Origin of the sequence: Pseudomonas sp. SG20052, from assembly GCF_031766055.1 — a bacterium.
In the GTDB taxonomy this organism is placed as follows: Bacteria; Pseudomonadota; Gammaproteobacteria; order Pseudomonadales; family Pseudomonadaceae; genus Aquipseudomonas; species Aquipseudomonas mandelii.
In genome coordinates, this window is the sequence record NZ_CP134498.1 from 604,706 (window position 1) to 616,933 (window position 12,228).

At 59.1% G+C, this 12,228-nt stretch carries 11 protein-coding genes; 8 read left to right on the forward strand and 3 right to left on the reverse strand.

Annotation, left to right across the window (positions count from 1 at the left end; all coding sequences use genetic code 11):
• Positions 1-51: 51 nt before the first annotated feature.
• The 3 genes from RHP74_RS02750 to RHP74_RS02760 are packed head-to-tail and all read left to right on the forward strand — an operon-like array spanning position 52 to position 2,968.
• On the forward strand, positions 52-936 hold the full coding sequence (locus RHP74_RS02750; RefSeq protein ID WP_311097684.1) for a DUF6625 family protein: 885 nt from the start codon (positions 52-54) through the stop codon (positions 934-936).
• A complete protein-coding gene (locus RHP74_RS02755) occupies positions 933-2,087 on the forward strand; it encodes a glycosyltransferase family 4 protein (protein WP_172792083.1) in 1,155 nt (384 codons plus the stop codon). The genes RHP74_RS02750 and RHP74_RS02755 overlap by 4 nt, the downstream gene beginning before the upstream one ends.
• Positions 2,084-2,968 carry a glycosyltransferase gene (locus RHP74_RS02760; protein ID WP_311097687.1) on the forward strand — a complete coding sequence of 295 codons (885 nt, stop codon included), beginning with the start codon at positions 2,084-2,086 and terminating at the stop codon, positions 2,966-2,968. The genes RHP74_RS02755 and RHP74_RS02760 overlap by 4 nt, the downstream gene beginning before the upstream one ends.
• Positions 2,969-3,053: 85 nt before the next feature.
• Here RHP74_RS02760 and RHP74_RS02765 read toward each other — a convergent pair whose 3' ends face one another.
• Together RHP74_RS02765 and RHP74_RS02770 are read right to left on the reverse strand one after the other, a co-directional pair.
• Positions 3,054-4,271, reverse strand: a complete 1,218-nt coding sequence (locus RHP74_RS02765) for an acyltransferase (RefSeq protein WP_311097689.1) — start codon at positions 4,269-4,271, stop codon at positions 3,054-3,056.
• Positions 4,268-6,013: an O-antigen ligase family protein gene (locus RHP74_RS02770; RefSeq protein ID WP_311097691.1), complete on the reverse strand. Its 1,746-nt coding sequence runs from the start codon at positions 6,011-6,013 to the stop codon at positions 4,268-4,270. Before RHP74_RS02770 ends, RHP74_RS02765 begins: the two co-directional genes overlap by 4 nt.
• Between RHP74_RS02770 and RHP74_RS02775 the strand changes: the two genes are divergently transcribed.
• The 5 genes from RHP74_RS02775 to hldE all read left to right on the forward strand — a co-directional run bounded on the left by RHP74_RS02775 (position 6,008) and on the right by hldE (position 11,077).
• On the forward strand, positions 6,008-6,256 hold the full coding sequence (locus RHP74_RS02775) for a hypothetical protein (RefSeq protein ID WP_311097693.1): 249 nt from the start codon (positions 6,008-6,010) through the stop codon (positions 6,254-6,256). The genes RHP74_RS02770 and RHP74_RS02775 overlap by 6 nt on opposite strands.
• Before the next feature lie 33 nt (positions 6,257-6,289).
• Positions 6,290-8,092: a lipid A export permease/ATP-binding protein MsbA gene (gene msbA, locus RHP74_RS02780; RefSeq protein WP_311097695.1), complete on the forward strand. Its 1,803-nt coding sequence runs from the start codon at positions 6,290-6,292 to the stop codon at positions 8,090-8,092.
• A 158-nt stretch (positions 8,093-8,250) separates the two neighbouring features.
• Entirely contained in the window at positions 8,251-8,955 is a 705-nt protein-coding gene (locus tag RHP74_RS02785; protein ID WP_077747661.1) for a sulfotransferase family 2 domain-containing protein, read from the forward strand.
• Positions 8,948-9,553, forward strand: a complete 606-nt coding sequence (gene cysC / locus RHP74_RS02790) for an adenylyl-sulfate kinase (protein ID WP_083375190.1) — start codon at positions 8,948-8,950, stop codon at positions 9,551-9,553. Before RHP74_RS02785 ends, cysC begins: the two co-directional genes overlap by 8 nt.
• Positions 9,554-9,655: 102 nt before the next feature.
• Positions 9,656-11,077, forward strand: coding sequence for a bifunctional D-glycero-beta-D-manno-heptose-7-phosphate kinase/D-glycero-beta-D-manno-heptose 1-phosphate adenylyltransferase HldE (gene hldE, locus RHP74_RS02795; protein ID WP_010464267.1), 1,422 nt, complete (start codon positions 9,656-9,658; stop codon positions 11,075-11,077).
• Positions 11,078-11,237: 160 nt separating this feature from the next.
• Here the strand turns inward: hldE and RHP74_RS02800 are convergent, their stop codons facing one another.
• Positions 11,238-12,203: a hypothetical protein gene (locus RHP74_RS02800; RefSeq protein WP_010464265.1), complete on the reverse strand. Its 966-nt coding sequence runs from the start codon at positions 12,201-12,203 to the stop codon at positions 11,238-11,240.
• Positions 12,204-12,228 lie beyond the last annotated feature (25 nt).

Here is a 12,228-nt window from a genome sequence, read left to right on the forward strand (position 1 = left end):
CACTTCGCTGTCTAGCATGGCCGCGTCTTAAACCACTGCAGTGATTCTTCTGTGATCAACCCACGCCCGCGCATTGTTTTTCTGATTCCGTATTTCGGCCAATGGCCGTTCTGGATGCCGTTTTTCCTGGAAAGTTGTCGTCGCAATGCCGATATCGACTGGTTGCTGTTCAGCGATTGCGGCACACCCGATAACCTGCCACCCAACGTCACCGTCGAGTGCATGACGTTCAGCGAATACTGCGGGTTGGTGTCAAAACGGCTGGGCATCGATTTTGCACCGGATACAGCTTACAAGCTTTGCGACATCAAGCCGGCGCTGGGGCATATTCATGCCGACCGCTTGCAAGGCTATGACTTCTGGGGGTTCGGCGATATTGATCTGGTGTATGGTGACCTGCGAAGTTACTTCACCCCTGATCGGCTGGCCGGTTATGACCTGTTCTCGACTCACGAGCGGCGGGTAGCGGGGCATCTCTGCCTGATGCGCAACAACGCCCGCAAACGTGAGTTGTTCATGCAGATGAAGGACTGGCGAAAGCGCTTCACCGATCAGGAGCATCATGCGCTGGACGAGGGCGCATTCAGTCGGATCTTTCTCTGGCGCAAGAATTTCCCCGAGCCTTTGTTCACTTTGGTGGGCAAGTTCAATCCGTGGCGTCGGCGCAGCGAATTCACCGAGGCGTTCAGCACGCCGGGTGGCTGTATCAAGTGGCACGACGGCACTGATGATTTTCCGCAACGCTGGTATTGGCGTAATGGCTGTTTGAGTAATGATCGCGATGGCGATCGCCGGTTTCCGTACTTCCATTTTGTTTGCTGGAAACGCAACGAGTGGTCACGGTTGCCTCCACCCGATCCAGCCGAGGTCAGGCGTATTGCCGCCGAACCGGCCTGGGTCATCGATGCGACAGGTTTTCACCGGGGAGAGTTATGAGTCAACGGTCAAAAGTTCTGCAATTGCAGCCTGACTACAACGTCAAAGCCCATGATTTTGCCGACCTCGCGGAGCAGATCGTCAAGGCGCTGCCGAGTGATCGCTATGAGGTCACGGCGGCATTCCTGCGTGGCAAACCCGGGCCGGGCGAGGCTGTGAGCCGGGCCGATCGTTCAGTGTACTTCGAGTTTTCCGACAAGTCCCTCAAGGGCATGCGCCTGCGGGCGATGTGGCAGCTGTACAAGTTTTGCCGCGCAGAAAAATTCGACGTGGTGATTTGTAACCGCTTCAAGCCGGTAAACATGATGCTGACGCTCAACCGCTGGTTGAAGGTCCCGCTGTGCATCGGCATTTCCCACGGATTTGGAGAGTACGACCGGTTTTACCGGCGCCGCCAGACCCAGCGCCTGATCGATCGTCACTGGCGCTTCGTCGGTGTGTCGCCGGCAGTCAAGCAGTACCTGTTGGACTGTGACTGCGGTTTCACCGACCAGAATACCTACGCCATTACCAACGCCATCGACATCGAGCAGGCCGAAGGCTTGCAGCACAGCCGCGAGCGTGCCCGTGAACTGCTGGGCATCGATCCGTCGGTGCGCTTGATCGGGGCGCTGGGTCGTCTGGTACCGGTCAAGGGGCACACCTATCTGTTGCAGGCTTTTGCTGCCCTCAAAGACAAATACCCCAATACCCAGTTGGCGATCATCGGTGCCGGCCGCGAAGAGTCGCGCCTGAAATCCGAAATCGAAAGCCTGGGCCTGACCGGTCGCGCGCACCTGCTGGGCTTCAAGGAAATCGCCTTGCAGTACATTCGCGCGTTCGATATCTGGACCATGCCGTCCCTGGCTGAAGGCCTGGGACTGGCGCTGCTCGAAGGCATGAGCGGGCACCTGCCGGTGATCGCCTCCAACGTGCCGGCCATGCTGCCGTTGATCGAAGGTGCTGGCGGTCTTGCGATTACGCCAAAAGACGTGCCGAGCCTGATCACGGCGCTGGATAACTACCTCGGGCTGTCGGATGACGAGCTCAAGGTCAAGGGCGAGCAGTCCTTCCGTTATCTCCAGGAACAACATGACATCGAGGTGTTCCGCCAGGAATACCTGAACCTGATCGACTCCGGCCTGGAACAGGCCCGCAAGGAACAACCATGAGCGATGCGCAACCTCTAGTAACTGTCATCATCGCGTCGTATAACCACGCTCCCTATATCGAGGAAAGCATTCTCAGCGTCCTCAACCAGACCTATAAGAACATCGAGCTGCTGGTGGTCGACGACGGCTCCAAGGATGACAGCGTCGAGCGGATCAAGGTGTTGCAGGCGCAGTACGGTTTCGATTTCCAGGTTCAGCAGAACCAGGGGCTGACCAACACGCTCAATGCCGCCATTGCCCGTTCAAAGGGCAGTCTGATCGTGCCATTCGGTTCCGACGACATCATGCTGCCGGAGCGCATCGCGACTCAGGTGGCGTACATGGATGGCAAGCCCGAGGTCGGTATCTGCGCCGGCAACATCGAGCTGATCGACGCCGACGGCAATCTGTATCCGGAGAAGCGTCAGCGCCGTGATGTGCCGTTCCGTCGTCTGGATTTCGATGACATGTTCCTGGAGCGCAAACCCTATCCGCCCGCGCCAACCCTGATGATCCGCCGGGAAGCGCTGGACAAGGTGGGTGGGTTCGATCCGAACATCCGACTGGAAGACTTGCTGATCGAGCTGAAGGTGACCCGTGCCGGTTACTTTATCGATGGCCTGAATGTGCTGATGGCGCGCTATCGCAAGCACGCCACCAACTCCTATAAGAACCACCGCTTCATGGTCGACAACATCCTGCGCTCCTACGCGCTGTTCAGCGATCATCCGCTGTACGACGAGGTGCGTTACAAGTTCCTCAGTTCTATGTTCCTCAAGACCGCCAACCGTGACCGCAAGCTCGCCCGCGAGCTGCTGGCGCAGATCCCGTTCAGGGCCTGGAACAAGAAGACCTGGCGCGGTCTGGGGCGGCTGTATTTCTCGGCGCTGGAAAAAGACTAGGGTCGTCACGCGCTTTGTGTAGCCGATGGCGTAGCCTGCGGCTACACAGGGTGCGTTATCAGCTTTGGAAAGGGGGCTGGTCGCTTCAGCGAGCGACCTTTTCCGTCAGGCTCTTTTCGGCCTTTTTGCCTTGGCGCAGCCACTGCAAGAGTTTGCGGCCGGCCGACATGCCTGGCTTTTCTATGTACAAGAACGTCAGGCTACTGATGACAATCAGCAGGCACGTGCATACGGCCAGCAGCGACAGATAGGTCCAGGTGTCACGAGCGTCCAGGTCCATCACCAGCGGCAGGCGTTGCACCATCACCCAAAGCACGAACCCGTGCAGCAAATAGGTGCTGTAGCTGATTTCCCCGAGCCAGCGGATGCTGCGCGGCTTGAGAGCGCCGAACAGGGTGTTTCCAGAGGCCACGATGACAAAAAACAGGGAAAGCAGCAGCAGTGGCAGCAGGTTGAACGCGCGGTTGAATGCCGTAAAGGCAATCGCCAGCGCCAGCAACGCGATAATCCCCGCCAGTCGCGTCTGACCCCAGGCCATCAAGTGAGGGCGGCGTATCCAGTACGCCGCCCCAATGCCGCCCAGGAAACTCGCCAGAAAGTGCTTCTTCAGTGAGTGCTCCCACCCGACCAATTGGTACAGAGCGTAAATGCCGATCAGGCACAGCACCACTTGCAGCCAGCTGCCGCGATAAATGAAGACCATGCCGGCCAATGGCAGCGCCAGATAGAAAAACACCTCGTAGCCCAGGGTCCAGGTGACGTTGGAGATCAGCATGCCGGTTTGGTGGTACTGGTTGACGTCCGGTCGGTCGAACGTCAGCCAGGCCAGTATCTGCCCGGCCAGTCGGATGCCGGGGTCCTTGAGTTCCCAGTTCTGCAAATAGAACACCGTGACAAATACAATCAGCATCAACGGCAGGTACAACGGGTAGAGGCGAAACACCCGAGAGACTGCGAAGGCCAGCCAGTCGTGTTGACGTCCCTGAGTGAGCAATCGGTTCCAGAACAGAAAACCGGTGATCATGAAAAACAGCGCGACGCTTCCCTGGCCCAGCTGCGAGTAGAAGTTGCTTGGCGGAAATTCGATAACGCCGGTGCGCAGGAAGATCCAGGTGATGACCGAATGGTGCACGAACACACCAAACGCCAGATAGCCGCGTAGTCCGTCGATGCTGGCATAGCGGCTTTCGCCGGAATGCTCCAGGTGACGGGTGATTTTCGGAACGGCGCGTAACAATAGGGCGGCGGTCGCGATGGCCAGCAGATAGGCTGCCAGCGCAATGAGCGGATTGGTTTCGGTCATCTATGAGCCCGGGCCGGGGAACTCCCGGCCAGCACTTGCCTGTGCAGGTTGTCGACAGCGGATTTCGACGCCGTTATGGCGTATCCCTGGAGCAGCGCTTCGAAATGGTCTTCGAACAACCAACGCTTATCCACCGTGTAGCGCTGCATATGGCGCAGATTACGCTGACGCAGGGAGAGGCTCAACGAGGAAGGATAGATGCGCATGTCGGCCACATCGATCAGGCCGAACTCGCCATCCTCCAGCACCAGCACGTTACCCAGATGCAGCGAACGGAAATAGACGCCGTGCTCATGCAGTTGAGCCATGAACTTGCCGAAACGCTCCACCAGCGCCTGGCGTACCGCCGGTGCGGTAATGCCTTGCAGCACCTGACGCAACGTATTGCCCGGCAGTGGCGAGTAGTGCACGGCGCTGCTGCCATCGTCGAGCCGGTACAGGTCAAGGATCTGCGGCGTTGGAATACCCAGGTTACGCAGTTGAATGCTGTGGATGGCGAAACGCTCGGAATACGGATTGAAGCTGCCCGAGGTGTACCAGCGTCGGCGACGGAACAACTTGAGGAAGCTGCCATCGACCAGGCGTAGCACTTTGGGGCCCAGGCCATCTTCTTCAATGATCTGCGCGTCGGCGGTCAACTGCTGTTGAGCGGTTGGTGACAGCGTCTTTACAGGCATCGCAAGCAGGCGTCTGGCGCGTTGGTTGATGCTCAGCGCGGCGATCAGTGCCAGCGGAATCCACAGCAGGAACCAGTGTTCTTTCGGTCGGGAAATGATCCCGCCACCTTCCGTCAAACCGGCGCCAATGCCGAATACCAGCCAGGTGGAAGCAATGATGAACAGCGGTTGCACGCGATTGCGCCAGCTGCTCAATAATCCCCAGGCCTGGAAAAACAACCACGGTAACAAACCGAGAATACCGACGTAATAGAGCACGCCCAAGGCGAAGTTGTGAGGTTCCTGCAGGTTATAACCGACACCGGGATCGACGGTCAGACTGGCGTTGTAACCATGACCAATCCACGGATGATCGGCGATTTTACTGAGCACCATCTGCCAGATTTCGAAACGATAGGAATCGCCTCGCAGAATGATCATCTGCGAGAACACGAACATTACCAGCGCCCCGGCGACGGCAAGGGCGCCCAGCAGTACAAGCGAGCGACGGCCCCAGCAAATGATACTCAACCACAGCGAGGCCATGGTCAGCGCAACCAGCGGGGTTCTGGAGCCGGTCGCAATGACTGCGGCAAACATCACGGCCATCGCCGGGATGCTCAGCCAGAGCATCTGCCGACGTTTGCAGGTCATGCTCAAGCTCAGCCAGTACGCGCAGAAAAAACCGAATATGTGAGAGCTGAGCAATGGATTGTCAAAGGCGCCGCCGCCGATAAGGCGCAATCCGGGCTCGTAGACCCGGGTGAATATGAACAAATCGTAAACCGTGCCGATCAGGCCCACCAATGCGGCGCTGAACAGCAGCGGCTGGAGGATTTCGCTGCGGTAGCGCACCAGCAGGTAGCAACCGGCAAACAGCAGCAAGGTATGCAGCGGCGGCTTGAACTGACCGGCAATGCTTTTGCTTTCAGGGCCCCAGCATAGACTCAGCAGCGCCCAGGCTGCGAACAACAGCGCGGCGGCAAAAATCGGTTCGCGCAGCAGCTCTTTGAGTTCACGAGGCCGCAGGCAAATGGCAATGAACGACGGAATGCTGAACAACCCGTAAAAAAGCTTGTGGTGCAAACTTCGTCCCGGCAGGAAAAACAGCGAGCACAAGAGCAAAAAGTAGCCAACCGGAAGAATCCAGAGGCAAATGAAATCGAAGACTCGATTGGATACGCTATTGAAACCGCTGAGTTGCATGCTGAGAGATTCAATCCTGAAGTTGATCGGCCATTTTGGAGCGATGGCTATTTGATGCTTAATCTGACGCGTAACAATAACAGCCTTTATGCGATTGCCAGAACCCTGAGGAAGCTGTGCTAAAGTCAGCGTCCTTTTTATCGACATTCGCGTGATATGACCGACTCCAGTCTCTCCGCAAGCCCTTCGAGCTTGAAAATCTACTTCCGCCTGCTCGGCTATGTCCGGCCGTATATCAGCCTGTTTCTGATCAGCATCGTCGGTTTTCTGATTTTCGCTTCGACGCAGCCAATGCTCGGCTACATCCTCAAGTACTTCGTCGACGGCCTGTCCAACCCCGAGGCAGTGCTGTTTCCAACCGTGCCTTACCTGCGAGACCTGCAACTGCTGCAGGCGGTGCCGTTGCTGATCATCCTGATCGCCGCATGGCAGGGGCTGGGATCTTATCTGGGCAACTACTTTCTGGCCAAGGTTTCCCTCGGGCTGGTCCATGATTTACGTGTGCAGTTGTTTAATAACCTGCTGGTTTTGCCCAATCGGTATTTCGACAAGCATAACTCGGGTCATCTGATTTCACGTATCACCTTCAACGTGACGATGGTCACCGGGGCGGCAACAGATGCGATCAAGGTCGTTATCCGAGAAGGCATGACGGTCATCTTCCTGTTCGCCTCGCTGCTGTTCATGAACTGGAAGCTGACGCTGGTGATGGTTGCGATCCTGCCGTTGATCGCGGTGATGGTGCGCACAGCAAGCAAGAAATTCCGCAAGCAAAGCAAGAAAATCCAGCTGGCCATGGGCGACGTGACGCACGTGGCTTCGGAAACCATCCAGGGTTATCGCGTGGTGCGCAGCTTCGGCGGCGAAGTCTACGAAGAAAAACGTTTTTACGATGCCAGCCAGGGCAACACCGACAAACAACTGCGCATGACCCGTACCGGTGCCATCTACACGCCGTTGCTGCAACTGGTGATCTACAGCGCCATGGCGGTGCTGATGTTCCTGGTGCTGTACCTGCGCGGCGATGCGTCGGCCGGTGACATGGTCGCCTACATCACCCTGGCCGGCCTGCTTCCCAAGCCGATCCGTCAATTGTCCGAAGTCAGCTCGACCATCCAGAAAGGTGTGGCTGGTGCCGAGAGCATCTTCGAGCAGCTGGACGTCGCGCCGGAAATCGATACCGGCACGGTCGAGCGTGATGCCGTCAGCGGTCGTCTGGACGTGCGCCACTTGAGCTTCACTTACCCGGACACCGATCGCCAGGTACTCGACGACATCAGTTTCTCGGTCGAGCCGGGGCAAATGGTGGCACTGGTCGGGCGTTCGGGCAGCGGCAAGTCGACCCTGGCCAACCTGATTCCGCGTTTCTATCACCACGACAAAGGCGAGATCCTGATCGATGGCGTTGAAGTGGAGCAGTACAAATTGCTGAACCTGCGCAAGCACATCGCCCAGGTGACCCAGCACGTGACCCTGTTCAGCGACACCGTGGCCAATAACATTGCCTACGGCGATCTGGCTGGCGCGCCCCGAGAAGACATCGAAAAAGCGGCAAGAGACGCCTATGCGATGGACTTCATCGCACAATTGCCCGAGGGCCTGGACACCCAGGTCGGCGAGAACGGCGTGTTGTTGTCCGGTGGACAGCGCCAGCGCCTGGCGATTGCCCGTGCCTTGTTGAAGAACGCACCATTGCTGATTCTCGACGAAGCCACTTCGGCCCTCGATACCGAGTCCGAGCGGCATATTCAGGCGGCGCTGGACCAGGTCATGAAAGGCCGGACCACTCTGGTGATCGCTCACCGGTTGTCGACCATCGAGAAGGCGGACCTGATTCTGGTCATGGACCAGGGCCGGATCGTCGAGCGCGGCACCCATGCCGAGCTCCTGGCGCAAAATGGCTATTACGCCCGCCTGAACGCCATGGGCCTCGACGCCCCGGCGGAAGACATCGCCTGACCTTTGTTCACCGGGCGCGCAATGTGCCCGGTGATTTGTATCAAGACCTTTACCTTCCTTGACCAAACCTGAATAAAACTACGCTCCGCGCTTGTTAATGTTCCTGAACGAACCTTGACTTCAATCGAGAGGGCCATCCCTTTCGCGCGGGTGCTTTCATGTTGCAACGTTATCTCTGGAAACTCCTGCCCAAGCCGCAACGGGCTTTCCTGCTGGGGCGCCTGTCGGTGGTCGACCGTCAGGTGGTGAACAAGTCAATGTCGGCCAACCTGCATTTTCCCAAGGCCTTCGAACAGCGCTCCTGTCTGTTCATTCATGTCCCCAAGTGCGCCGGAAGCAGCGTCTGCGCGGCGCTGTTCGATAACTGGAGCCCGGGTCACTTGCCGCTGTACTGGTACGAACAACAGTTTCCCGAGCAGTTCGCCGCCTGTTTCAAATTCGCTTTCGTTCGCGACCCGTTGGAGAGGGCCTATTCCGCCTACGCGTTTTTGCGAGGCAACGCGTTGGGACCGCGCGATCACGCGGCGCAGAAACTGGTCAGCCATTACCGCGACTTCGACGACTTTGTCGGTCGCTGGCTGCACCCTGAAACGATCCGCCAGCAACTGCATTTCGCCGCGCAGACGGATTTTCTCACCGACTCCCTGGGGCATCTTGCGTTGGACTTCATGGGTTACCAGGAGCATCTGGAGCGGGACTTCCAGCTGGTCTGCGAGCAATTGGGACATTCGGCGTTGCTGCCGCACGTCAACAGTTCCCGGCAGCGGCAGTCGATGCCGGCCCGTGACTTCTGCTCGGTTCGGACCCGTCGGCTGGTACGGCGGGCGTACCAGCGTGATTACGAGCTGCTTGGTTATGAATGAGGTGCTATCCATGCCCGCTTGCGCCATCAGACCTTACAATTTGTCGCTGTCGAATGAAGCCCGGGCCTCGATCAAGTCCCAGCGACCGCGCTGCCTCTGGCTGACTGGGTTGTCGGGGGCGGGCAAGTCGACCCTGGCCAACGCCCTTGAGCTGCGGCTCAATCAGTTCGAGCTGCACACGTTTCTACTCGATGGCGATAACTTGCGCGCTGGTTTGTGCCGTGATCTGGGGATGGGAGCGGATTGTCGCCGGGAAAACATCCGGCGCATGGCCGAGGTGGCGCGGCTGATGGTCGATGCCGGCCTGATTGTGATCGTTGCGGCGATCTCGCCCTTTCGCGCCGAGCGTGAGGCCGCACGTCGTTTATTCGCCAAAGGCGATTTCATCGAGGTGTATGTCAGCACGCCGTTCGCGGTGTGCGCGCAACGCGACCCGAAAGGTTTGTATCAGGCTGCACGGGAAGGGCGCATCAAGGACTTCACCGGCATCGACAGCCCGTACGAGGCGCCGCTGTCGGCCGAGTGCGAGATCGATACCGAGGCACTGGGCCTGGCAGACGCTTGCCTTCGACTGACGGCATTTTTGCTCAATAATTGATCAGATTTACCTGTCGAATCATCCCGTTGCAGCCGTCGCGCAAGCCTGCGCCAACCCTGTGGTAATATCGCGCCCCTGTTCATTCTGTATGTGGGTTGCTCCATGAAGTTGTCCATGCCGCGATTCGATCAAGCCCCTGTCTTGGTGGTCGGCGATGTCATGCTCGACCGTTACTGGCATGGTGGTACCTCACGGATTTCCCCTGAGGCGCCGGTGCCGGTAGTCAAGGTCGAGCAAATCGAGGACCGCCCGGGCGGTGCCGCCAACGTTGCGTTGAACATTGCCGCCCTCGGCGCACCGGCCTCGCTGGTCGGCGTGACCGGCGACGATGAAGCTGCCGACAGCCTGGCCAATAGCCTCAAGGGCGCTGGCGTGCGGGCATTGTTCCAGCGCATTGCGCACCAGCCGACCATCGTCAAGCTGCGGGTCATGAGCCGTCACCAGCAATTGCTGCGTATCGACTTCGAAGAACCTTTCGCCACCGACGCCCTGGCGCTGGGCGAGCAGGTCGACGAACTGCTCGAAGGCATCAAGGTGCTGGTGCTGTCCGACTACGGCAAAGGCGCACTGAAAAACCATCAGGTGCTGATCCAGGCCGCCCGTGCCCGTGGCATTCCGGTGCTGGCCGATCCCAAGGGCAAGGACTTCTCGATCTACCGTGGCGCGAGCTTGATCACGCCGAACCTCAGCGAATTCGAAACCATCGTTGGCGGTTGCGCCGATGAGCATGAGCTGGTCAGCAAGGGCGCGCAGTTGATGCACGACCTTGACCTCGGCGCGTTGCTGGTGACCCGTGGCGAGCACGGCATGACCTTGTTGCGCCCGGACCATCCGGCGCTGCACCTGCCGGCTCGTGCGCGTGAAGTGTTCGACGTGACCGGTGCCGGCGACACGGTGATTTCCACGCTGGCGGCCGCGATTGCTGCAGGCGAAGAGCTGCCACATGCGGTGGCCCTGGCCAATCTGGCGGCGGGCATCGTTGTCGGCAAGCTCGGTACGGCGGCGATCAGTGCCCCGGAACTGCGTCGTGCCATCCAGCGCGAAGAAGGTTCCGAGCGCGGTGTGCTGGGCCTTGAGCAGTTGCTGCTGGCGGTCGACGATGCGCGAGCACATAAAGAGAAGATTGTTTTCACCAACGGCTGCTTCGACATCCTGCACGCCGGCCACGTGACCTACCTCGAGCAGGCACGCGCCCAAGGCGATCGTCTGATCGTTGCGGTCAACGACGATGCCTCGGTCAGCCGCCTGAAAGGGCCGGGTCGTCCGATCAATAGCGTCGACCGTCGCATGGCCGTACTGGCCGGTCTGGGCGCCGTGGATTGGGTGATCAGCTTCCCTGAAGGCACCCCTGAAAACCTGCTGCGCGAGGTCAAGCCGGACGTGTTGGTCAAGGGCGGGGATTACGGGATCGACCAGGTGGTCGGCGCGGACATCGTGACCGCTTACGGCGGAACCGTGAAAGTACTGGGGCTGGTGGCAAACAGCTCGACTACCGCAATAGTCGAAAAAATCCGCAATAACTGAAGACGACGCGGTCACTGTGGTGAGGGAGCTTGCTCCCGCTGGGCTGCGAAGCGGCCCCAAAACCATACACCGCGTGATTTCAGGGAATACTCGTTAGCCGGTGCGGCTACTGCGTAGCCGAGCGGGAGCAAGCTCCCTCGCCACACAAGCGCTCTTGTTCCTATCGCACTGCCTTACGCGGCACAATCTTCTTCAGCAATTGCTTCGCCTTCCCGCGTAACCGGGCCAGACCCGAATCCTTCCCCGGCGGGCTCAACCCCTGCTGCCGTACCCAATCCTTCCAGCGAATCCGCTCATCGCGCACCAGCCAGCCTTCCTGCTGGGCAAAACTCTCTGCCAGGTACAGCCCGCGCGTACTCGCCGGGTACAGCTGATCCTTTTTCAAGGTATACAGCTCGGCCATCGGCTGGCCGTCCTGCAGCGGCATCAAATACAAATCGGGGCGCTTGCGATCGAGCCGGGCCACCAGCTGATCGCCCTCCAGTCGCTCATCGACATGAAACAGGCTCAGGGACTTGGCTTCCTTGGGTACGTCCAGGCGCAAGTCATAAATCAATTGCAGCGAAGCCGTCGGCAAATGCACGTAAGCCCGCGGACGTTCGATCAACTGCATCTTGGCGCAACGCACAGGCCGTGCGGAGCCGGACAACGGCGTCAGGCGAAAGGGTAATGCCTCGCGATAATGCAGCGCCGAGGAGTAGGGCGCCGGCAGCCAAGTGTCATTGAAGCGTCCGCCAAGCCAGCCTTCCGGGGTTTCCAGCAGGCACTCTTCGGCGATCTCCTGGATCGCCGTATGCAGTGGCAGGTTCAGCTCGTGGGCTGGCACGTAACCGGAGATTAACTTGAGCACCACATCGCCGCGGTCTTGCCGGCGTTGACGCACCAAGACCCAGTAATCGCGATTCTGCCAATGCAGGGTCAGGCGCACCGAGACCCCAAGGTTGGCCAGTTCCAGCGAGAAGCGCTCAGTGTCGGGCACCGTCACCGGGCGGCGACGTTGCAGGGTCTGGGAGAAATTGAGCGGCATCCCGACGCTCTGATAGCTCAAGCCTTCGGGAGTCGCTTCGACGTACAACGGCAGGGTCTTGAAGTTGCTCGGGTTCTTTCTTATGAGCGTGCGCGGCATGTCGGCTCCTGCTTAAGGCCGCGTG